Below are 20,025 nucleotides of genomic sequence, written 5' to 3' on the forward strand. Positions count from 1 at the left end.
CCCAGCTCTCCTGGAGCATGTCGGATGCTGGGATTTCATCCCTGCCTATGTGTATTCATTGCCATGTTTTAGCGATGCGTTTTGCAACTTCGTAGGCATCGCCTTCGGGTTTATCGCGATACACCTGCGTGCCGCGATTCCATGCTTCTCCGATGGCAAACCAATCGATTGCCTCCGGTGGCGTGCCTGCACGCAGCGCTTCATCCAAAGACTGGAAATACGTCTGCCAGCGCAGCCGGTAATAATCGCGCGTCAGCCCGGCCCAATCCTTGTTGCCGTAGTCATGCAAGCTCGCTCCCTCGCTGGCTTGGCGATCGCCCCAGGTTGTAAGCAGGGACCGCACGTCGTAATCGAGTCGCGTCCGCTCCTGCGCCGAGGACGCCCACGGCTGCGTTTGCACCAGCCAGTTGCCGACCAGAAAGAATCGATTGGTGGCAAGCAACTGGTCTTGCAGGTCCATCCACTGTAACCAGCGTTGCGTGAGCGTTTCGAAGCGCCCTCGGTCCTTGGCGTCGTACGCCGCCTTGATCTGCGGCAGCAGCATGCGGCTTTCGTTGGCCAGCGTCTGACGCGCGATGTCCACCAGGTCGTATTGATAGGTTTCGCTGCTGCGCAGGACAGGGGCGACTTGCAGCATCTCTGGCAGCGCTTGCTTGAACGCCTGCGCGCTGTAGCGCATCGCTTCCGGCGACCAGTTGGAAGCGCGGTTGGCGGTGAGGCTTGGCTGGGCGTTAAACAGCGATTCCTGCGCTGCGTCGCGCTCGCTGTTGAATACGACCTGGTCGATGCGAATGTCATAGGCCGTATGCAGCAACACGTTCCATGCGGCCAGCGCATGCGGATCGGCGGCGCCGTAGCGGCGCCTTACATAGTCGGCCGTCCATGAAGCAAGGTCGACGGGTTCGTGTCGCCACGCCATTTCGGTAAAAAGATCGAAGGCAAAGGGGTTGGTGTCCATCCCTTCCGTAAATACCGCGGTGCCCACCATGTTGTCGTTGTTGCGGCCGAGGCGTTGCAACCGTTCGGTGATGTTGCGGGTGTTTGCGCCGAACGTGGTGCGCCCACCGAATTCCCAGATGCCGCCGAACAGGAACGGTGCGTCCTGGAAATCTTTCTGCCGGTTGTCGCGCGGCACGCGGTCGTGATCGATGTCGATGATCAGCAGATCCTTCCGGTTCACGCCCGAGAGCAGGTCCTGGCGCGGGTTGCCTTGCCAGGCAAGCATCATCCAGCGCGCATGCGGATGCGCGGCGAGCAAGGCGTCCTGCACGTCGCGCGCGGCTTCCGGCACGGGCACGTCGCCGGCATCGCCGCCTTCCTGGAACACTTCCATGTCGTAGATGCTGCTGTCGCCGAACAACTCGCGTTGATGGCGATAGAACGAGGCAGCCAGCTTGGCGAACATCGGATCGCGTGGATCGAGCCAGCCCGGCCGCGTGAAGCCGGCCCATTCGCCCTGCGGTATGACGTGCGCCTTGGGAAACTTGCGCTGGAAATCGGCCGGCACGATGCCGTAGAAGCCCGGCAGCACCGGCGTGATGCCGAGTTCGCGCAGGCGCGCGATGATCTTCTGCGCGGACGCTGCACGCTTGTGCAGCAGGGCCGTGCTGATCGGGCCGTTGAAGCAGCACAGGTTGCCCATCAGCTGCCAGTTCTGGTGCGCGGGTTGAGTGATCCAGCTACGGATGTCCTGATCCGAATAACCGGCATCGCGGAAGGTTTGATAGAGCACGCTATCCGTGCCGCGTTCGACCAGCACGGCATTGATGCCCGACAGGGCGAGCACGTCGATCTCGCGCTGCCAGCGCGGCCAATCCCAGTAGGGCGCGGTGTAGCCGTCGACGTTCTCGTTGAGGGCGTAGCGATAGGGGTAGGGCGTTTCCCGCTCGATCACCGTCGCCGGCAATGGAAACGGCGCATTCCCGATGCGGTCGCCATTGGGCGAGATCTGCACGTGCGCCACGTATTTGAGATACCAGTTCACGCCGAACAGCAGTGCGCTTGGCGTGCTGCCTTCCACGCGGATATGGCCATGGTTGCGTGCGATGCGGAAACGCCCGTGGCCGTTGGCTGGCAGCGTACCGAGTTCGAATTGCTGCGCCTGGTACGGCAGCAGGCGTGCGATGAGCGCCTGTTCGGGTCGTGTGTCGAAGGAAGGTACCGTGCCTGCTCGTGCGGTCGATAGCGCCAGGATGGCGAAGCAGAGCAGGAGCAGGCGCATGGATGGGAGCAGGTGCTAGTCCGATTCGGGCCGCTTGCGCAGCATGATCAGGTTGCGCAGGAAAATCGCCAGCGTGACCGACTCGCCGATGATGAACACCAGTTCGCGCTGGTGGATGGCGTAGCTCAGCACGATCACGCCGCCGGCCACGCTCAGATACCAGAAGGCGGGCGGAATCAGGCTCTGGCCACGCGCCTCGCTATATAGCCATTGCACCAGGAAACGCACGCCGAACAACAGTTGCCCGGTCATGCCAACGCCGATCCATAGGGCCTGGTTGCTCAGCGTCATGACGCAAGCTCCGTGGATTCGGGGGCGGGTTCTTTCTTGTCGCGCCGGCGCATCTGCAGGTTGCGAAGATAGATCAGCAGGCCGCTGGCCTGGGCCACGATGAATACCGGGTCTTTCTTGTAGCAGGCGTAGCACAGCAGCAGCAGCGCGCCGACGATGCTGGCGTACCAGAACGCCACCGGGATGACGCTGCGGCGCTTGTATTCGCTGTAGATCCACTGCAGCAGAAAGCGGCCTGAAAAGATCGTCTGGCCGATCAGTCCCAGCACGAGCCAGGCGTTATTAAGCATTCCCATTCAGGTTACTCGGAAGATACGGGGCGGCAGCCGGGCGCCGCTAGGCCTACAGCGAAACGTGTGAACTATAAGGCAGGCGCCCTGGGCGCGTCTCCAACGGTGCGCCGGCAGGCAGGCGTAATGGCCCTGGACCGCGCTTGCGGCTTGGCCTACCCTGCGCCGGCTGTCGGCCGCCTTCCACCCCTATGTCCCTGTGAGAAGCCCATGAAATTCCTGGTCATGATCTACAACGACGACACCTTGCTGGACACGCTGCCCCCCGGCCGCTACGACACCATGATGAACAGCTGCTTCCAGCACGCCGATGAGCTGCGCGCCGAAGGCCACCTGCTCGATTCCATGCAACTGGAGCCGCCCGCGCAGACCAAGACTGTGCGCGTGCGCAACAACCGCACCATGGTGGTGGATGGCCCGTTTGCCGAGACACGCGAATACCTGGGTGGCTTCAACCTGATCGAGGCCAAGGACATGGATGAGGCCGTGCGCATTGCGCAGTCGTTTCCATGGGCGGCGACGGGATGCATCGAGGTGCGGCCGGTGAAGGATATCGATGCGGAGCGGATGCGGGTGGGGGCTTGATCTGCTTTTCCCTCTCCCCTCCGGGGAGGGCAGGGTGTGGGGCGACGCCGCCGTAAATTCAATCGTCGTTGATGGATTGACGCTCTTTGCCCAAGCAACATTCACGTCTATCGCGAGATTCGCCCCTCTCTCCAAAGGAGAGAGAGCGAATCAAGAAAGTTGCTGCTCTTCCTCATCGAGCGGCAGCACATCATGGAAGACGTTGTAGTCGATGATGCTGACGCCATCGCTATCCCGGTGCACCAGATCGACATAGCGATGGTTCCAGCGCACTTCCTTGATGCCCCACTGCTGCCGCGCCATCATCGATTGCGAGGTGGTTTCGTCGACGCCTTCGATGGTGAGCAGCAGTGCGGCTTCGCTGGTTTCGAGGTTTTCCAGTGAAGCACCGTATAGCGGGCTGCTCTGGTCGATCACGTGCATCACGTTCCAGCTCAGCATGAAGATCGGATGCTGGTCGCGCACCAGCTTCAGGTCCTCGATGCGGCGTATCTGAAAACCTTCCGGCGAAGCGTGCAGGCGCAACAGGTGCAATTGCGCCGATGCTTGCGCGATCAGGTTCTGGCGCATGTTGGCGGCGCGCAGCATCAGCGTCTGCTTGCCGTCGATCATGCGCACGATGGGATGCTTGCCGAACAGGATCTTGGAACGCGGGCGCGAGAAGCGGGCGAAGATCAGGCCGGTGAACACGGCGATGTTGCCCATGCCCAGGATGATCTCCGCCGTGGCCATCACATGCGTGTAGACCGATTGCGGATGCATGTCGCCATAGCCCACCGTGGCCAGCGTTTCGACGCTGAAAAAGAACGCGCCGGCCAGGCCTTTCGGAAACTGGTTGGCGATGCCGTTGGGGTCGACCTGGTAGATCATCGCGAACAAGGCGTTGAAGATCAGGAACACGCTGATCGCCACGCCAAAGAATGCCGGCCAGCTCATGGTCAGTGCGCGATGGTAGAAGTCGTCCCAGAAATGGTCTTTCAACCCTTGGGAGACGAACGGGCGTCCGCCGATCTGCACGACGCGCGGCCGTTGCCAGAAGGCCCCTGCCCGATTGCCATTCATCGTTCCCAACCCCCGCGTCAATGCTGCAGGCGATTGTAACTCTCGCATGCGCCGGCACGGTTGGCGCGGTAAGCTTTCCAACCCCATCCGAAGGACGGCTCATGCTCAAGCTCATCGGCTTTGACGGCGACGACACGCTTTGGCACAGCGAGGGTTATTACCGCGAAGCCAGCGTGCGCTTCACCGAGCTTGTCGGGCGCTACGTGGACGTGGGCGACAGCCATGTGCAGGCGAGCATGCTGGCCACCGAGCGGCGCAATCTGAAGCTGTTCGGCTATGGCGCAAAAGGCATGACGCTGTCGATGGTGGAAACCGCCATCGCCATCACCCAGGGCCGCATTTCCGCCGCCGACATTCATGCCTTGGTGGAGGTCGGCAAGACGGTGTTGCAACACCCGGTGGAGCTGCTGCCCGGCGTACGCGAAGCGGTCGGCGCCGTGGCCGAGCATCACGAGGTGGTATTGATCACCAAGGGCGACCTGTTCCATCAGGAAAAGAAAGTGGCGCAGTCCGGCATGGCGGATCTGTTCCATCGCATCGAGATCGTCTCGGAAAAGGATGCGGCCACCTATCACCGTGTGCTTGGCGAGTTTTCATTGGAGCCGGCGCAGTTCGCGATGGTGGGCAATTCGCTGCGCTCGGATATCGAGCCGGTGATCCGCCTGGGCGGCTGGGGCGTGCACATGCCCTATCACGTGACGTGGGAGCACGAAATGGAGAACGGCCTGGGCGAGGCGGATGCGCCACGCATGCTGACCGTCGACACGCCTGCGGCCATTCCCGCGGCGATCGCGCAGCTGGCCGAGCGCGCCGGAGCATGACATGGACATGCTGACGCCACGCACGATCCAGTGTCCGTATTGCGGGGAGCACATTGAGATACTCGTCGATGCCTCGGCGGGTGATCAGCACTACATCGAGGATTGCCAGGTGTGTTGCCGGCCGATCAGCGTGTCGGTGTGGATCGGGGCGGATGAGGATGTGCGTGTGAGCGTGGCGGGCGAAGACGACGTCTGACGCGCTTTACTCCCCTATCCCCCAGGGACTTGATTGCGTTGTGTCCCGGATCGATCGCTCCCTATATCGTCGCCCGGCGAAAGGCGGCGACTTCAAGGCGAAAGACACTGGGTCCCGGCTTTCGCCGGGATGACGAGGTTTCCCGCGAGATTCTAAAAAGCGGCTCAGCTGAGACTTGGCGCTAATCAGGCCCCGGGAGAGGGGTTTTGGCTTCAGCGCAAGTCATGGGACTGCGCGATCCCGATTCCCATTCCCTCCAACGTCGCCCGCGTCGCCCCATCGCTCTCCGGCGTCACCGGCCGCGTCAGGTCCCAGATCACCCGCGCCCGCAGTCCCGCCGCCAGCGCATCCTGCACGGTCCACAGCACGCATACGTCCCGCGCCAGTCCCACCGCATACACCTCGCTCACGCCACGCTCCTTGAGCCACCCAGCCAGCCCGGTGCGAGGCCGCTGTCCATCCGGGCCGTGGTTCTCCTGGAACGCGCTATAGGAATCCACCGCCGCATGGCTGCCTTTGCGCAGAATCAGGTCCACCGGCGACCAGTCGATGGCGGGATGCAGGGCGGCGCCCGGGGTGTCCTGTACGCAGTGGTCGGGCCATAGCGTCTGCGGATGGCCATACAGCGGAATCTGCTCGAACGGGCTTTTTCCCGCATGCGTGCTGGCAAAAGAGACATGTCCGGCCGGATGCCAGTCCTGCGTGGCGACCACCTGCCCGAAAAGACGCCGGCGCAGCAGCCGGTCGATGCCGGGAACGATGGCATCCCCTTCATGGCAGGCCAGCGCGCCGCCGGGCATGAAATCCGGTTGCACGTCGACAACGATCAAGGCGGCCTGGGCATGCATGCAAGGGTCCGGTGAGGTGGTCGCAAGATTCCACAGCGGAGCGGCGGCATAATGCAAGCGATCGCTTCAAGAACCCGGGAACGGCAGATGCATTACGACCAATCGTGGATGGGCTATGGACTGGTGGGCGGCCTGGAAGCGGGCGGCATCAGCGCGGCCGTAGCCGTGCTGGTGTACCTGGTCGCGTATGCCGTTGGCCGCAAGCAGGGCTGGAGCCCGCTGCGGATGATCGCCATCGCCTTCCTGGTTTCGCTGCTGCTGACGGCCAGTGGCGATATGTGGGACCTGATTTATTTCAATTACGCCAACATGAACTCGCTGCAATACCTGAAGGTGCGGCTGGCAGAGGTGCACGACCCGGACAACATCGGCTTGCGCGTGTTCTGGGAACTGCTTGGCGCGCTGGTGGGAGCGATGCTTGGGTGGCTGTTGCGCGGCGGTGACTGGCGCGGTGCGTTGCGTGGCGATTGAAGGTTCTCCCGCACCTTGATGCCTGTTGTCGTCATTCCGGCGAAGGCCGGAATCCAGTACACATACGCCGCGCGAAGCGCTCGAAACGTTTTTATGCAGTGTGCTTGCGCACACCATATTTTGACCGGATTCCACCTTCGCCGGAATGACGATTTGGAATGGTTGCGTGTGTGCAAACGCTTCCTACAGGATCGGATCAAACAGCCGCGCCACGTGCATGGCGAGCTTCCGCAGATAAGCCGACTGGCGATATTCGTCGCGCGTGATTTCCACCGACCTGGCGAAGTCCGCCACGAACATCCGTTCCACCTCTTCGGCAAACGCGCGATCGACGTTCAACGCACCGATCTCGAAGTTGAGCCGGAACGAGCGGTTGTCCAGGTTCATGCTGCTGACGCAGGCGGTGTCGTCGTCGATCAGCAGCACTTTTTGATGCATGAAGCCGGGTTGATAGCGATAGATGCGAATACCGGCGTCGATCGCATCATGCGCATGCAGGATGGAGGCGAGAAACACGGTGTGGTGATCCGGGCGCGAAGGCAGCAGCACGCGCACGTCCACCCCGCGCATCACTGCCAGTCGCAGTGCCGACAGCACTGCCTGGTCAGGCACGAAGTACGGCGTGCTGAGCCACAGCCGCTTGCAGGCGGCGTTGATCGCGACGGTAAAGAACAGCGAGCAGCTTTCCTGCGGATCGGCCGGTCCGGAGGCGGCGATCAGCGTATGCGCGCCGCCCTCCGCCGGTGTTGCCGGCAGCAGGGGCGGCAATTCGCCGGTGACCCAATGCCAATCCACCGCAAAGCTGCGTTGCAGGTCGGCCACTGCCGGACCGGCCAGTTGCAGGTGGGTGTCGCGCCATGGCGCGAGCGGCGGCTTGAGGCCAAGGTACTCATCGCCCACGTTGAGTCCGCCGAGAAAACCGACCCCGCCATCCACCACGACGATCTTGCGATGGTTGCGGAAGTTGAGCTGGAAGCGATTGGGGCGCCGCCGCGTCGCGAACGAATGGATGGCCACGCCGCCGTTGCGTAGGGTGTCGACGTAGTGGCGGGGCAGGGCGTGGCTGCCGATGCCATCGAACAACACGAACACGCGCACGCCGGCCGCGGCCCGTTCCAGCAACACCTGCTGCATGCGCTGGCCGAGGGCGTCGTCATGAAAAATAAAGAACTGCACCAGGATGCAGTTCTCCGCGCGCGCCATGGCCTGGAAAATCGCCTCGAACGTCGCCTCGCCATCGATCAGCAACTTCAATTGCTGGCCGGGATGAAACGTGCCGTGCATCATTTGCACCAGCGCGCTGTAGCGGTCGCACGATGGCGGGATCTCCTTGCGTTCGCCGCGTTGTGCTGCCTGCGAAAGACGCTGGCGGTGCACGCGGTGCAGCGTGACGTAACCCTGGAAATGGCTGCGGCCGAGATAGAGGTACGGCAGCAAGGTGAAGTAAGGGAGCAGCGATAACCCGAGTGCCCAGGCGAACGCGCCTTGCGGCGTGCGCGTATTCATCACTGCGTGCATGGCGGCGAGGATGCCGGCGGCATGCAGCAGGAAGGCGAGCAGCGGGACCAGTGCTGAGAGCGTCATGGCGGGAAGTAGAGCATGACGGGTGGGGCATCGGTACTCTGCTGCCCCCGTCACCCCCGTGCCGTCATGGAGGGACGTATCACTCCGCCAGCCAGCGGTCGGCCAGCTGCCGCGCCTGCTGCCGTATCTCCGGCATCGCGGTGGATTCCCATAACGTGCCGCGCAGCATGCTGCCGATCGCATACAAGCGCGGCCATGCACTGTTGTCGTGCAGAAGGCGGCCGTCGGGCGCGGCCTGTATCCCCAAGCCAAACGGATCGGGGCGGATGTGGCCGTTGGTAAGCAGTTGCTGCAGCAACGTGTGTTGCGTGCCGCGGATGTCGTTGTCCAGGCCGACGCTTTGCACGATCAGATCCACATCGAGCGTGCGCGCCTGGTGTTCGCTTTGGGGCATGTACGCCAGTTGCGGGCCGCGTTCGGCAAGCGTCGCGCCGTGCAGACGGCCACGCAGCCGTTGCAGGCGGCCTTGTTGCTCCAGCTCGGCGATGGATTGCGCCGCTTCTTGCGGCAGGCGATGGCGTGCGCGCTCCCATGCCCAGCGTGCGTGACGCAGGAAACGCGCGCGGTCTGCTTGCGGCAGCAGTTGCCACAGTGCGGGCGTATGCGGGCGCAGGCTGTCGATCACGCGGCGCCAGTCGTCGGTATGCTCGATGGCTTCGCGCAACAGACGCATCCAGGTGCGGATGTCCGGGGCATCGCGCATGGTTTCGATCAGCTCCTCGCTATCCTCGAACGGCAGCGAGGCATTGGCCTGATGTACTTCCGGCATTACGCCATGGCGGGAGATGGCGGTGAAGCGCGCGTTGGGCCACAGCGCGGCCAGTTCGATGATCACATCCACCGCGGTGAGCCCGAGGCCAACCACGGCGACGTGATAGGCCTGCGTATCCGGCTTGGCTTCGGCCAGCATCGGCCAGGGTTGCGTCACATAGCGTCCGCTCGCCAACACCGCGTCATCCACGTTGGGAAGCGGACGCGGCGGCAGCGTGCCGAGCGCAAGCACGGCCGCTTCCACACGCGTGGTGGTTTCGCCCTGGAAAATGGTGACGCCATCGTTTTCGGGCACCATCGCCTCCACGGCGTATGGCACGATGCGCACGTCATGGCCCTGGCTTTTGGCGCGCGCCAGTGCGTTCGCCGTTTCGCCTTCCAAATATTCGCCGTACCAGCAGCGCGGCAGGAAGTCGGTGCCGGAAATTTCGGGGTCGCGCTTCTGCATGTATTCCAGGAAGCCGTTGGGGCGGCTGGCGAACATGCCCATGGATGCGGCGCGCACGTTCAACAGGTGTCGTACCGAACGCGTGCCATAGGCAATGCCACGACCTGGCGTGCCGCCGCCGGTGTACCAATCCAGATGCAGAGGCTGCGGCGTGGGGCGCTCCAGCAGTTCGCTGAGCAGTATGGCTCCCGCGGCGCCGCCGCCAATGATGGCGACGCGTCGAAACATGTCACTCCTTGAAACGATGATCGGGCTTTAGGTTGATATCAGGCGCGAAGCGGGCCGGCGATGCGAGCGCGTTGGGGCAAGCTCAGCCAGTACGGCTCTGCCCCGACCTGCTCGTAAGTGGCGTAATCCTCGAGGTCGCCGCCATACACGTGCAAGGTCAACGCCGTTTCCTGCCGCGAAAGATTGCGACAGCGATGCATGTATGGCGGATCCGCATCGAACCAGGTCGCATCGCCGGGACCGAGCCAGTCGCGTCCGCGCAACTGCCACGGTTCGGAGGTGGACGCTCGCGTCCACGACTCCACTTCGAGGGCGCCGTACAGGCTCATCTCAATGCCCCACAAACCCGCGTGATCGTGCGACGGCAAGCTATAGCCGGGCGGCCATGCCATCACCAGCACACTCACGCCGGGATGGCCGCGGCGGGCCAGCATCCAGCGTTCGAAACCACGGTTGTGCGTTCGCAAATCGGACAGGCCGGCGGCCAGCGCCCGCGCATCGCGATGCACAATACCGCCCAGTTCGCGTGACAGCGAAGCTAGGTCCGGACTCTTTTCCAGCGAATACGCAAGTGCAATATCGCGCAAGTTTTTAAGACTATTTCGGTATGTACGCATGGGACTCGTAAGCAGACCGCAGATGTCTGGAAGTGGAGCATGCACGCCGTTAAATGGTCGTAAGGCTGGAGCGAGCATGACTTCCGAGGCATGGAACCGCGTGTGCGGCCTCCTATAGTTTCGTTGCTCAAGTCACGATCGCAGGTTGTGCATGTTTGCGGACAATTCCTTAAACCTTTGTCGGACGTCGTGCATCGAACGCGTACCGACGTCGGAGGAACGGACATGATCGAACTGATGGCAATCTTTCTGGTGATAGGCGGACTGTGGTTGGTAGGCTCGCTGGTTGGCCTGGCCTTCAAGCTCACCTTTGGTTTGATCGGCGGCTTGTTCAGCCTGCTTGCCGGCGCGCTTGGCATCGTGATCAGCGGCGTGGTGATGCTGCTTGTGTTGCCGGTGATCGCCTTGTCGCTGTTGCCGGTCTTGCTGCCGGCGCTGCTGTTGTTCGGCCTGGTATGGACGATCGTGCACCTGGCACGCAAGCCGGCGGTGACGCCGGTGCCACGTTGACCGGGACGCATCGGTAAGCAAGGGGAATAGGGAACAGCAAGCGCAATGCCGCGGCACACGCCGCAGTTCGCCCTTGACCATTCCCTACTCCCCAACCCTGTCTCTTACATGTCCTGCAACACGAAACTGACCGGCACCTGCGCCCACGCCTTGACCGCATGGCCATCCATCACCGCCGGCTGGAACCGCCAACTCGCCAGCACTTGTTCGCGTGCGCTTTTATCCAATAGCGGATAACCGCTGCCGTGGTCGACGATTACGTCGATCGGCTTGCCGTTTTCATCCACCAGCACGCGTAGCAATACCGTACCCTGCATGTGCAAGCGCAAGGCTTGTGTGGGAAAGCGCAACGGTGAGGAGCGATAGGCGAGCGAGACCACGCCCGGCGCGATGGCGGGTGGCGATGCCACCACTGGCGGTGTTGCCGGCACGGCATTGTGCGAGGGTTCGGTAATGGGTGGCGTGTCGACCACGGGTGGAGATTCATGCCGCACCACCGGTACGTGCACCGGCGTCGTCACCGGCACGGGTTTGGGCAAAGCCTTCAATACGATGGGTGGTGGTGGAGGCGGCGGCGGTGGCCGGGCGATGACGTCCACGAACGTGGGCGGCGGGGCTTTGAACACTTCGGCAGTCTGCGGCGCCAACGGACGCAGTGCGAAGACCAGTGCGGCAAGGTTGAGGGTAATGGCTGCGCTGAGCGCAGCCACGCGCACCATGTCTGGATGATGCGCACGACGAACGACTGCCAGGCCTGCGGACGACATAAGACGACCTCCTGACGACGATGTGGTTGTGGCACCCGCCACGCCGTGTGGGGACACGGGGGGATCGTGTGGATGCGGCTTCAGCGTATGCCTGCTTTTTGGGTTTGTGCAATAGGCGTCCCTATGGCGTGAACGGCTCGCATGCTGGCTGTTGGACTTCCAGCCAGTCGGAGCGACGAGAGAAAGGATGGCGTCCGTGCCCCTATAGATTTGCGACAGCTCGGAGACATGGACGGAGAGGTATCCGCCGCCCTGAGATTTGTGCTGCCCTTCAGCTTTTGAGCGGTTACTCGTCTAAATCGCGTGAAAGCCGGCGTTTTCTTCACCCATGTTGCACATCCTCGCCGCGAGAGTGCCCCGGCCCTGCCCGCCAGGGCGACAGGGACGGTCCGGGTACCCTTTCGGGGATTCTTGTGTTTCGTGCTTCACCTCGAGCGGTGAAAAAACCCTTCGTTTGCGAAGGAACGCGTTCGCTCATTTTTTTCTTAAAGAGGAGAGACGCGTGTCATGAAACCGGTTAATCAATCGCGGATATCGTGGAAGAGCGCATGCGCGCTCATTGCAATGACGGTCTTCGGCGCATGCGGCATGTCGTTTGCCGCGGACAACGCCAGTCAATCGTTTACGCCCAAGGCGATCAGCGAGTTCGCCGCCAACGCACGGCCCCAAGGCGTGCCGACCGATTACGTGGTGACGCCGAACGGCTTCTTCGCGCCATCGTGCGTGCAACGCATAGCGGAAGGCGAAACGCTGCATGCCGACGGCAGCATCGAATCGGCCAATGGCATGCTGCGCAAACCGATGGCCTGTACGCAGGCGCACTACCGGTTCGACGGTACGCGCGTGGAAGCGAACGGCAGCTTCTCGTTGCCGCCCATCTCGGCGGTGCGCAAACCCGCCATCAATGGCTGGGTGGAAGATGCGAACTACGACAGCCCGGTGAACATCGGCAAGCTGGTAGCGACCTGGAAAGTGCCGAGCACGCCGACCAACCAGTCCGGACAGACCGATTACTTTTTCCCGGGCCTGGAACAGTTGCCGACGGTGGAAAGCATCCTGCAGCCGGTGCTTGGCTATGACGCGTTCAGCGGCACGGTGTGGACGCTGTCCAGCTGGAACTGTTGCGTCAGTGGTACGACCTACTACAGCGGTCCGATCAACGTGAATGTGGGCGACACCATCCTGGGCACCACCCAGTGCAAGGCCGCCAACAGCTGCGGCACCTGGACGATCACCTCCAAGGACGTCACCACCGGCAAGAGCACCACGCTTACCACCAGCCCCTATGGCAACCTGCGGTGGGTGTTCGGCGGCGTGATGGAGGTCTACGGAGTCAGCAGCTGTAACCAGTTGCCTGCCAGTTCGCCGCTTACGTACTCAAGCATCGCGGTCTACAACACCGCCTTCACCAAGATTTCCAGTACGCCATGGGGTGCGGACTATCCGGTCGGCTCGGCTTCGCCGCAATGCAGCTACAACGTCTCCACCACGTCCAGCAGCGTAACCCTGAAGTATTGAGTTCCCATCACACCGGCTCCCCCGTCGCAGGCGGGGGAGCTTTTTTCATGCCTTTTCTGGGCGCAAAAAAAACCCCGCGGGGGTGCGGGGCTGCAGGATTAACGGATATCGGGGAGGCGATACCCGTGACAGCTATCTTCCAGAAAGATAGCTTGATGAACCGTTGAGTTTATGTGATGACGATCTTCACAAATGCGGAGATGTGAGCGTCGCCACAGTTTTACGCGTGAGTTGTCCCCGGGCCGAAGCATCACTTCTTCTGCGACGGAATAAATTGCGTCCGCACCGCTTCGGCGAGCTGATCCGGCGGCAGCAAGCCCTGGCCGATGATGAAATCGTTGAAGGCTTGGTGGTTGAACTGTTTGCCCAGCGCCAGCTCGGTCTGCAAGCGCAACTGCTGCAGGCGCATGTAACCGTAGAAATACGCCGTGGCCTGGCCGGGGCTGTTGAAGGTGTAGCGATCCAGTTCTTCGCGTGTCATCGCTTCGGACAGGCCCACGTCATGGCGCAATACGTCATGCGCGCGTTCCTTGCTGATCAGGCCAAGATTCAACATGGGATCGAGGAACGCACGTGCTGCGCGCATCAAACGCAATTGCAGCGTGACGAACTGGCCGGCCGGTGGTTCGTACGGCAACATTTCCGCTTCGGAATACAGCGCCCAGCCTTCCACGTTGACGCTGTTGAAGGCGAACAGGCTGCGCGCCAGCGATACGCCGCGTTCCACCATCGCCGAGTACTGCAGCTCATGCCCCGGGCGGCCTTCGTGCGCGGTGAGGGTCCAGGCGGCCGCTTTGAAGGTGAAGTCGTCGTAGGCGTCGGAGCTGTCGCTGTTTTTGGACGAGTTGCCGGTTGCCGGATTTCCCATGGTCAACACGAAGGTGCCGCGCTCGCCGTGGTTGTTGATGAGTGGCGGCGGGTCCATGTGCGGCGCGGGCGTGGAAGCCGCTTCCGCTTCCGAAGCCACGCGCATCTGCATCTCGCGCTTGGGCAGCGTGACGATGTGTTCGCGGCGGATGGTGTCCTCGATCCTGGCGATAACCTGGTGATACCAGGGTTCTACGTCGTTCTTGCCGAGCTGCTGCTGCTTCAGCGCTTTCAACACGTCGCGATAGTCAGAAGCTTGAATGTCTTCCTGCTTGGCTACCACCGGCGCCATCACCGCCATGGCCTGCTGCACTTCCATGAATTCGAGTTGCGCCTGCTTGATCAGGTCGTCGGCTGGTATGTCGATGCCGGTTGCCTTGAGGTTATAGGCGTACAGCGGCTCAGGCTCGCGGAAGTCGGTACGCTCGTGCGGCACGATCGTTTTGCGTACCCATGCATCGTAATCCTTCAGCTGTGCGTCCATCGCATCGAGTGCGGCCTTGCCGTCGGCATCGTCCAGCTTGTATTTCACGAACAAATCGCGAATGCCCTTCGCATAACGTTGCGTGTTGGCGAGCTGCTGGTCCACGTTGCCTTTGTAGGGGCCGAGCAGGTGCGAGTCGGAGAGGCGCTCGGTGGTTCTTGCCTCGGCCAGTTGCGTCAAGGGCGTGCAGCCGGGTGCCTTGCCGACGTAGCATTGCAGGCGTTTCACTGCATAGGCTCGGCGCTTGGGATCCACGTCGTCCTTCAGCAGGTAGAACTCGCCGCCGAAGAACAGCTGGCCCACATCCACGTAAGGCAGCAGGTATTTGTCGTTGAGCTGGATGCCTTCGATGTTCAGCGCCGCCGCCTTGGCCATGATTTGCAGATCCTGGCGCACATTGGGGTCGTGCTCGGCAGCCAGCATGGCTTCGAGCTTGCTCTGTGCCGCTTTCAGGGCGGCGATCTGGCGCTCATCGGTGCCGGGCTTCAGGTCGCTGACTTTGTCGTCATAACCCGGCAGGCCGATCTGCGTGGCGTTCTCGGGATTGAACTGCGCCTGGACGGTGAGCAGGGCCTGCGCGTCCTGATTGCTGCGCTCGACCCAGGAAGACGGGGAGGTGCCTTGCGCGTAAGCCGTGCCGGTAGCAGCCACGGCGATCGCCGCGGCCAAGGCGAGACGTTTCAGCATGACGAATATCCCTGTGGAGTTGGAACGGCGAGCTTATGCGACATCGCACGCGCCGTGCATGCCCCACCTGTCACAGGTTGAACAGCCACACGCCCACCGCCAGCGCCACCATCACCACCGACAGCACCAGCTTTACCAGCGTGCCGAACAAGAGCCCAAGCCAGGTGCCGATGCTGACGTGGGCGGAGCGCAGCACGCTTTTGCTGGAAATGAGTTCGCCGATGAGGGCGCCGACGAAGGGACCGAGCACCAGTCCAGGGATGCCGAAGAACATGCCGACGAAGGTACCGATGGAGGCGCCCCAAATAGCGAGCGAACTTGCTCCCACGCGTTTGGCGCCCAGCGAGGCCGAGATGAAATCCACCGCCACGCCGATGGCAGCCAATACGCCCAGAACGATCACCCAGGCAACGCCGAGGTGCTGATAGCCGTCCAGCGCCGCGGCCAGCCAGATGCCGCCGAAGATCATCGGGATGCCCGGCAGCGTGGGCAGCACGGTGCCGATCAGGCCGCCGATGATCAGGGCGATGGCGAGGGCGTAGAGGGCGATGTCCATGAAGAGCATGCGGTGGTCCTTGAATGGAACTGCCTCGAGTATGTCGGCGCTATCTCGAAGCCTGGCGTCATTCCGGCGAACGCCGGAATCCAGTCTAGAATGACGTGCGCAGTACACTTCATAAAGGTTTTTGTGTGCTGCGCACGACGTATTTAACTGGATTCCGGCGTTCGCCGGAATGACGACCAGGGTATCCACAACCTTAGCGAAGTTTCTCATCGGTACATACGTGACAGACCACCCCATTCTGCTGAAAGCCGACGAACTGGGGCGCATCGAGATCGTCCGGCGCGACGGCGTGCCGTGCGTTCGTCGCGATATTCGTGCGGCGAGATGGTGGGCACGCGCGTTTGCATATCGCGCCGCCGCGCGCGAAGCACGTGCGCTGGCCAAGCTGGAAGGCCTTGATGGCGTGCCGGCGCTGCTGGGATGGAGCGGCCGCGAGTTGTTGCGCAGCTATATTGCCGGGCGCCCGATGCAACACGCGCAGCCGCGTGATCCGGCCTATTACCGCGATGCGCTGCGCCTGCTGGCGCAACTGCATCGGCGCGGCATCGTGCATAACGACCTGGCGAAAGAGCCCAATTGGCTGGTGCGCGACGATGGGCGCCCCGCGCTGGTCGACTTCCAGATTGCCTGGACGCGCGGCAGGCGCGGTCGTCTGTTTCGTTTATTGGCGCGTGAAGATTTGCGTCATCTGCTCAAACACAAACGCACCTATTGCGCGCATGCACTCACCGCACGTCAGTGGGCGATATTGAATACGCCCGCGCCGCATTCGCGCGTGTGGCGTGCGACAGGCAAGCGGCTTTACAAGCTGATTGCGCGAAAGGTGTTTGGTTATTGGGATAACGAAGGCAAAGGCCGCGTGCGCGAGTGATCTTCATGACTCCTCACAGCCGTCATTCCCGCGAAAGCGGGAATCCATTTGCTCTGCTGCGGAAAAGCGAAGATGGATTCCCACTTTCGCGGGAATGACGTCCGGAAGGGTCGCCGTGCATTTTCGTCTTTGATTACTTCTCGACAAACGCCCGCTCGATCACGTAATCCCCCGGCTCGCGCGTACGCGGCGATGCCTGGAATCCACGCGCATCCAGCAACGCACACAGATCGTCCAGCATCGCCGGGCTGCCGCAAAGCATCACGCGGTCCGTGTCCGGATTGAGCGTCGGCAAGCCAATTGCCGACGCCATCGCGCCATCGACGATGTTGTCGGTAATGCGGCCACGGTTGCGGAACGGTTCGCGCGTGACTGTGGGGTAGTAGATCAGCTTTTCGCGCACCAGCTCGCCGAGGTATTCGTGCTGCGGCAGTTCGTTCTGCAGGTAGTTCGAATAGGCCAGGTCGTCGATGTTGCGCACGCCGTGGGCCAACACGACTTTATCGAAACGCTCGTAGGTTTCCGGGTCGCGGATGATGCTCATGAACGGCGCTAGCCCCGTGCCCGTGCCCAGCAGATACAGGTGCTTGCCGGGTTTGAGATCGGTCAGCACCAGCGTGCCGGTAGGCTTGCGGCTTACCGTGATGCTGTCGCCCGGTTTGAGGTGTTGCAGGCGCGAGGTGAGTGGACCGTTCTCCACCTTGATCGAGAAGAACTCCAGGTGCTCTTCCCAACTCGCGCTGGCGATGGAATAGGCGCGCATCAGCGGGCGTCCGTCCACGTGCAGGCCGATCATCACGAACTGGCCGCTGTCGAAGCGGAAGCCCGGATCGCGCGTCGTGCGGAAGCTGAAAAGGCTGCCGTTCCAGTGATGGACGTCGATTACTTGCTCGGTCGCCAAAGCCACCATGGTGATTATCTTCTCGGGTTGTGGAACAGGGGAAAGCGCTGCATGGACAGCGGATAACTCGCGGGGAGAGGCAGGGCCGTTGCCTTGCGAGTGCCGTGTTTGCCACGGGACAAGTGGCGTAGGTTACGTCATTTGCCCGGTTTTCGCGTTAACGGCTTTCTCACATGGGGCCTGGGGCAGGGGAGACAAGAGGATGCGGGGCGGTGCCGGTTTGCGTCACGCCCCTGTCCCGGTACCTGATGGCTGACCGGCCGGCCGAGATAAAAGCTGGCGCGCAGCATGGCCAGCGACTATTTCTGACCATGCCGCGGTGATGGTGCTGCAACCGCACGGCTAGGTCGAAGCCGTCAAAGGCACCTACGGCTACGTGTGCATCGTGGACCATCATGGATGTCCGCCTTCGATGCACCGCAGTTCTGGAATCCAAAGTTGCGTGGACCCACCCGCCTCAAACTGCAGACTGCAGCGCTATGGAATGCAGCGGGCGCGAACGCTTGGCACTGGGCCGGAGGTTTGTGATGCCTTAAATCAGAGCATCCCTAGTGCAGATATTGGCCATCCCATCGCCATATGTCCCTGGATAATCATCCGTCGTCGCCGGGTCAATTTGCCCGAGCCATTGCTGGGGAATTGCGCGTGTCTTCTTCTGAATACGCTGCTCGTCTTGCCAATCCCATTCGCTACAAAGGCATCATCTTCGACCTCGACGGAACCCTGGTCGACACTGTGCCCGATCTCGCCGTTGCCATAGACCGGACACTTGTTGATTTGGGGCATGCTCCGGCGGGAGAAATCCGCGTCAGAGACTGGTTGGGCAACGGAGCGAGCAAGCTTGTCGAGCGCGCGTTACGCTTTGCCGGAATGGATGCGATGCATGAGCACGAACGCGCGCTGGCGCTGTTCATGCAGCACTTCGGCGAAGAGTTCACCTCACGCTCCAGGCTTTTCCATGATGTGTTGGAAGCATTGCCAGCACTCGTTGCCCGAGGCTACCGTCTGGCCATTTGCTCCAACCGGCCCTCGCATTTAATAAAGCCTTTGCTCGATCATCTTCAGATCGGCAGTTTCTTTAGTGCGTGGGTAGGTGGCGACGATCTCCCTGTGAAAAAGCCGGATCCTATGCCGTTGTGGCACACCGCCAGGAAACTGGCGCTTGTTCCGAGGGATTGCTTGGTAGTTGGTGATTCCATCAACGATGTTGATGCCGCTAGGTCGGCCGGCATGGCTGTCGCGGCTGTGCACTATGGTTATAACTATGGCCAGGACATCAGGATGAGCAGCCCCGACTTTGTCATCAGTTCGATTCTCGAACTTACGTAGCGAGCGTGGCTGAAAAGGCCTGTGGCTTGCCTTGCAGGTAGAATCATGGGCATGCACAGCATCAACTCCAACGACTGGCGCCTGTCCGTAGCGCCCATGATGGACTGGACAGACAGGCACTGTCGGTACTTCCACCGCCTGCTTTCTCCCAACGCCCGGCTGTATACCGAAATGGTCACCAGCGCGGCGCTGGTGCGCGGCAAGCAGTTACGGCTGCTTGAGCACAGCCAGCAGGAACATCCTGTGGCGTTGCAACTAGGTGGCAGCGATCCGCACGAGCTGGCGGAAGCCGCGCGCCATGGTGCGGACGCCGGTTATGACGAAATCAATCTCAACGTGGGCTGCCCTTCCGATCGCGTGCAGTCCGGGCGCTTCGGAGCATGCCTGATGCGCGAGCCGGTGCTGGTGGGCGACTGCGTGACGGCGATGCGCGATGCCGTATCGGTGCCGGTGACGGTGAAATGCCGCATCGGCGTGGATGAGCAGGACGAGTACGCGGATCTGCAGCACTTCACCGAAACCATGCTGCAAGCCGGCGTGGAAGTGCTGGTGGTGCATGCGCGCAAGGCGTGGTTGCAAGGACTTTCGCCGAAGGAGAACCGGGAGATTCCGCCGCTGGATTACCAGCGCGTGTATCGACTGAAGCGCGAGTTCCCGCAGCTGGTGGTGGTGATCAATGGCGGCATCACTGCGGTGGATGCAGTGCGCGAGCATCTCGCGCACGTGGATGGGGTGATGCTGGGGCGCGCGGCGTATCACGATCCCTACGTGCTTGCCCGGGTCGAGCAAGCACTGTATGGCGTGCCGCTGCCCACGCGTGAAAGCGTGCTGCAACACATGCGGCCTTATGTGGAGGCGGAGCTGGCGCGGGGCACGGCGCTCAAGCACATCAGCCGCCACATCCTGGGGTTGTATCAGGGCGAGCCGGGCGCGCGTGGTTTCCGGCGCGTCTTGAGCGAAGGGGCGCATCGGGAAGGGGCGGGTTGGGCGCTGCTCGAGCAGGCGATGGCGCCGATGCTGGCGGCGGCATAAAGGCGGCGGCGAGGTTCGTTCAGCCGTCCGGTCATTATTCAGCCCGGGTTGAGCAGTATGT

The 20,025-nt window shown here is 62.1% G+C and carries 21 protein-coding genes; 9 read left to right on the forward strand and 12 right to left on the reverse strand.

Annotated elements, in window-relative coordinates:
* Positions 1-55 precede the first annotated feature (55 nt).
* From V7M64_RS08925 to V7M64_RS08935, 3 genes are read right to left on the reverse strand one after another with little or no spacing between them, the layout of a single operon-like run.
* On the reverse strand, positions 56-2,221 hold the full coding sequence (locus V7M64_RS08925; protein WP_333678674.1) for an alpha-N-acetylglucosaminidase: 2,166 nt from the start codon (positions 2,219-2,221) through the stop codon (positions 56-58).
* A 15-nt stretch (positions 2,222-2,236) separates the two neighbouring features.
* Positions 2,237-2,512, reverse strand: a complete 276-nt coding sequence (locus tag V7M64_RS08930; RefSeq protein WP_333678676.1) for a lipid-A-disaccharide synthase N-terminal domain-containing protein — start codon at positions 2,510-2,512, stop codon at positions 2,237-2,239.
* Positions 2,509-2,802: a lipid-A-disaccharide synthase N-terminal domain-containing protein gene (locus tag V7M64_RS08935; RefSeq protein ID WP_333678678.1), complete on the reverse strand. Its 294-nt coding sequence runs from the start codon at positions 2,800-2,802 to the stop codon at positions 2,509-2,511. The genes V7M64_RS08930 and V7M64_RS08935 overlap by 4 nt, the downstream gene beginning before the upstream one ends.
* Positions 2,803-3,012: 210 nt before the next feature.
* On the opposite strand from V7M64_RS08935, the gene V7M64_RS08940 reads away from it, so the two are divergent.
* Positions 3,013-3,387 (forward strand): YciI family protein, encoded by a 375-nt coding sequence (locus V7M64_RS08940; protein WP_333678679.1) that lies wholly within the window; start codon positions 3,013-3,015, stop codon positions 3,385-3,387.
* A gap of 150 nt (positions 3,388-3,537) precedes the next feature.
* Here V7M64_RS08940 and V7M64_RS08945 read toward each other — a convergent pair whose 3' ends face one another.
* Positions 3,538-4,449 carry an ion channel gene (locus tag V7M64_RS08945; RefSeq protein WP_333678681.1) on the reverse strand — a complete coding sequence of 304 codons (912 nt, stop codon included), beginning with the start codon at positions 4,447-4,449 and terminating at the stop codon, positions 3,538-3,540.
* A gap of 101 nt (positions 4,450-4,550) precedes the next feature.
* Here V7M64_RS08945 and V7M64_RS08950 point away from each other — a divergent pair, with 101 nt between their 5' ends.
* Both V7M64_RS08950 and V7M64_RS08955 read left to right on the forward strand, forming a co-directional pair.
* Entirely contained in the window at positions 4,551-5,270 is a 720-nt protein-coding gene (locus V7M64_RS08950) for an HAD family hydrolase (protein WP_333678683.1), read from the forward strand.
* Positions 5,271-5,277: 7 nt separating this feature from the next.
* Positions 5,278-5,466 carry a CPXCG motif-containing cysteine-rich protein gene (locus tag V7M64_RS08955; RefSeq protein ID WP_333678743.1) on the forward strand — a complete coding sequence of 63 codons (189 nt, stop codon included), beginning with the start codon at positions 5,278-5,280 and terminating at the stop codon, positions 5,464-5,466.
* Positions 5,467-5,678: 212 nt separating this feature from the next.
* On the opposite strand, the gene pncA is transcribed toward V7M64_RS08955, so the two are convergent.
* Positions 5,679-6,314, reverse strand: a complete 636-nt coding sequence (gene pncA, locus V7M64_RS08960) for a bifunctional nicotinamidase/pyrazinamidase (RefSeq protein WP_333678684.1) — start codon at positions 6,312-6,314, stop codon at positions 5,679-5,681.
* Between the two features lie 87 nt (positions 6,315-6,401).
* Between pncA and V7M64_RS08965 the strand changes: the two genes are divergently transcribed.
* Positions 6,402-6,785 carry a hypothetical protein gene (locus V7M64_RS08965; protein ID WP_333678685.1) on the forward strand — a complete coding sequence of 128 codons (384 nt, stop codon included), beginning with the start codon at positions 6,402-6,404 and terminating at the stop codon, positions 6,783-6,785.
* Positions 6,786-6,968: 183 nt separating this feature from the next.
* Here V7M64_RS08965 and cls read toward each other — a convergent pair whose 3' ends face one another.
* The 3 genes from cls to V7M64_RS08980 form a co-directional block, all read right to left on the reverse strand.
* Complete coding sequence (cls, locus tag V7M64_RS08970) at positions 6,969-8,369, reverse strand: cardiolipin synthase (protein WP_333678686.1); 1,401 nt, start codon at positions 8,367-8,369, stop codon at positions 6,969-6,971.
* Between the two features lie 79 nt (positions 8,370-8,448).
* A complete protein-coding gene (locus tag V7M64_RS08975; protein ID WP_333678688.1) occupies positions 8,449-9,816 on the reverse strand; it encodes an FAD/NAD(P)-binding protein in 1,368 nt (455 codons plus the stop codon).
* 38 nt (positions 9,817-9,854) lie between these two features.
* On the reverse strand, positions 9,855-10,433 hold the full coding sequence (locus tag V7M64_RS08980; protein ID WP_333678690.1) for a cysteine dioxygenase family protein: 579 nt from the start codon (positions 10,431-10,433) through the stop codon (positions 9,855-9,857).
* Between the two features lie 225 nt (positions 10,434-10,658).
* On the opposite strand from V7M64_RS08980, the gene V7M64_RS08985 reads away from it, so the two are divergent.
* Entirely contained in the window at positions 10,659-10,943 is a 285-nt protein-coding gene (locus tag V7M64_RS08985; RefSeq protein WP_333678691.1) for a hypothetical protein, read from the forward strand.
* 104 nt (positions 10,944-11,047) lie between these two features.
* Here V7M64_RS08985 and V7M64_RS08990 read toward each other — a convergent pair whose 3' ends face one another.
* Complete coding sequence (locus V7M64_RS08990; protein ID WP_333678692.1) at positions 11,048-11,710, reverse strand: energy transducer TonB; 663 nt, start codon at positions 11,708-11,710, stop codon at positions 11,048-11,050.
* Between the two features lie 588 nt (positions 11,711-12,298).
* Here V7M64_RS08990 and V7M64_RS08995 point away from each other — a divergent pair.
* Positions 12,299-13,228, forward strand: a complete 930-nt coding sequence (locus V7M64_RS08995; RefSeq protein ID WP_333678693.1) for a hypothetical protein — start codon at positions 12,299-12,301, stop codon at positions 13,226-13,228.
* Positions 13,229-13,478: 250 nt separating this feature from the next.
* On the opposite strand, the gene V7M64_RS09000 is transcribed toward V7M64_RS08995, so the two are convergent.
* Positions 13,479-15,266, reverse strand: coding sequence for a DUF885 domain-containing protein (locus V7M64_RS09000; RefSeq protein WP_333678694.1), 1,788 nt, complete (start codon positions 15,264-15,266; stop codon positions 13,479-13,481).
* Between the two features lie 70 nt (positions 15,267-15,336).
* Positions 15,337-15,822, reverse strand: a complete 486-nt coding sequence (locus V7M64_RS09005) for a DUF456 domain-containing protein (RefSeq protein ID WP_333678745.1) — start codon at positions 15,820-15,822, stop codon at positions 15,337-15,339.
* 229 nt (positions 15,823-16,051) lie between these two features.
* On the opposite strand from V7M64_RS09005, the gene V7M64_RS09010 reads away from it, so the two are divergent.
* Complete coding sequence (locus V7M64_RS09010; protein WP_333678696.1) at positions 16,052-16,702, forward strand: serine/threonine protein kinase; 651 nt, start codon at positions 16,052-16,054, stop codon at positions 16,700-16,702.
* 133 nt (positions 16,703-16,835) lie between these two features.
* Here the strand turns inward: V7M64_RS09010 and V7M64_RS09015 are convergent, their stop codons facing one another.
* On the reverse strand, positions 16,836-17,612 hold the full coding sequence (locus V7M64_RS09015) for a ferredoxin--NADP reductase (RefSeq protein ID WP_333678698.1): 777 nt from the start codon (positions 17,610-17,612) through the stop codon (positions 16,836-16,838).
* A 636-nt stretch (positions 17,613-18,248) separates the two neighbouring features.
* Here V7M64_RS09015 and V7M64_RS09020 point away from each other — a divergent pair.
* Positions 18,249-18,932 (forward strand): phosphoglycolate phosphatase, encoded by a 684-nt coding sequence (locus V7M64_RS09020; RefSeq protein ID WP_333678700.1) that lies wholly within the window; start codon positions 18,249-18,251, stop codon positions 18,930-18,932.
* 51 nt (positions 18,933-18,983) lie between these two features.
* Complete coding sequence (gene dusA / locus V7M64_RS09025; protein ID WP_333678702.1) at positions 18,984-19,964, forward strand: tRNA dihydrouridine(20/20a) synthase DusA; 981 nt, start codon at positions 18,984-18,986, stop codon at positions 19,962-19,964.
* The last annotated feature ends 61 nt before the right edge of the window (positions 19,965-20,025 follow it).

It is taken from the genome of Dyella sp., assembly GCF_036746095.1.
In the GTDB taxonomy this organism is placed as follows: Bacteria; Pseudomonadota; Gammaproteobacteria; order Xanthomonadales; family Rhodanobacteraceae; genus Dyella_B.

What these genes read in the sequence shown, in the direction of transcription:
- V7M64_RS08925 (WP_333678674.1), bottom strand. Translation starts at nt 2,221, where the DNA reads ATGCGCCTGCTCCTGCTCTGCTTCGCCATCCTGGCGCTATCGACCGCA.
- V7M64_RS08930 (WP_333678676.1), bottom strand. Translation starts at nt 2,512, where the DNA reads ATGACGCTGAGCAACCAGGCCCTATGGATCGGCGTTGGCATGACCGGG.
- V7M64_RS08935 (WP_333678678.1), bottom strand. Translation starts at nt 2,802, where the DNA reads ATGCTTAATAACGCCTGGCTCGTGCTGGGACTGATCGGCCAGACGATC.
- V7M64_RS08940 (WP_333678679.1), top strand. Translation starts at nt 3,013, where the DNA reads ATGAAATTCCTGGTCATGATCTACAACGACGACACCTTGCTGGACACG.
- V7M64_RS08945 (WP_333678681.1), bottom strand. Translation starts at nt 4,449, where the DNA reads ATGAATGGCAATCGGGCAGGGGCCTTCTGGCAACGGCCGCGCGTCGTG.
- V7M64_RS08950 (WP_333678683.1), top strand. Translation starts at nt 4,551, where the DNA reads ATGCTCAAGCTCATCGGCTTTGACGGCGACGACACGCTTTGGCACAGC.
- V7M64_RS08955 (WP_333678743.1), top strand. Translation starts at nt 5,278, where the DNA reads ATGCTGACGCCACGCACGATCCAGTGTCCGTATTGCGGGGAGCACATT.
- pncA (WP_333678684.1), bottom strand. Translation starts at nt 6,314, where the DNA reads ATGCATGCCCAGGCCGCCTTGATCGTTGTCGACGTGCAACCGGATTTC.
- V7M64_RS08965 (WP_333678685.1), top strand. Translation starts at nt 6,402, where the DNA reads ATGCATTACGACCAATCGTGGATGGGCTATGGACTGGTGGGCGGCCTG.
- cls (WP_333678686.1), bottom strand. Translation starts at nt 8,369, where the DNA reads ATGACGCTCTCAGCACTGGTCCCGCTGCTCGCCTTCCTGCTGCATGCC.
- V7M64_RS08975 (WP_333678688.1), bottom strand. Translation starts at nt 9,816, where the DNA reads ATGTTTCGACGCGTCGCCATCATTGGCGGCGGCGCCGCGGGAGCCATA.
- V7M64_RS08980 (WP_333678690.1), bottom strand. Translation starts at nt 10,433, where the DNA reads ATGCGTACATACCGAAATAGTCTTAAAAACTTGCGCGATATTGCACTT.
- V7M64_RS08985 (WP_333678691.1), top strand. Translation starts at nt 10,659, where the DNA reads ATGATCGAACTGATGGCAATCTTTCTGGTGATAGGCGGACTGTGGTTG.
- V7M64_RS08990 (WP_333678692.1), bottom strand. Translation starts at nt 11,710, where the DNA reads ATGTCGTCCGCAGGCCTGGCAGTCGTTCGTCGTGCGCATCATCCAGAC.
- V7M64_RS08995 (WP_333678693.1), top strand. Translation starts at nt 12,299, where the DNA reads ATGTCGTTTGCCGCGGACAACGCCAGTCAATCGTTTACGCCCAAGGCG.
- V7M64_RS09000 (WP_333678694.1), bottom strand. Translation starts at nt 15,266, where the DNA reads ATGCTGAAACGTCTCGCCTTGGCCGCGGCGATCGCCGTGGCTGCTACC.
- V7M64_RS09005 (WP_333678745.1), bottom strand. Translation starts at nt 15,822, where the DNA reads ATGGACATCGCCCTCTACGCCCTCGCCATCGCCCTGATCATCGGCGGC.
- V7M64_RS09015 (WP_333678698.1), bottom strand. Translation starts at nt 17,612, where the DNA reads ATGGTGGCTTTGGCGACCGAGCAAGTAATCGACGTCCATCACTGGAAC.
- dusA (WP_333678702.1), top strand. Translation starts at nt 18,984, where the DNA reads ATGCACAGCATCAACTCCAACGACTGGCGCCTGTCCGTAGCGCCCATG.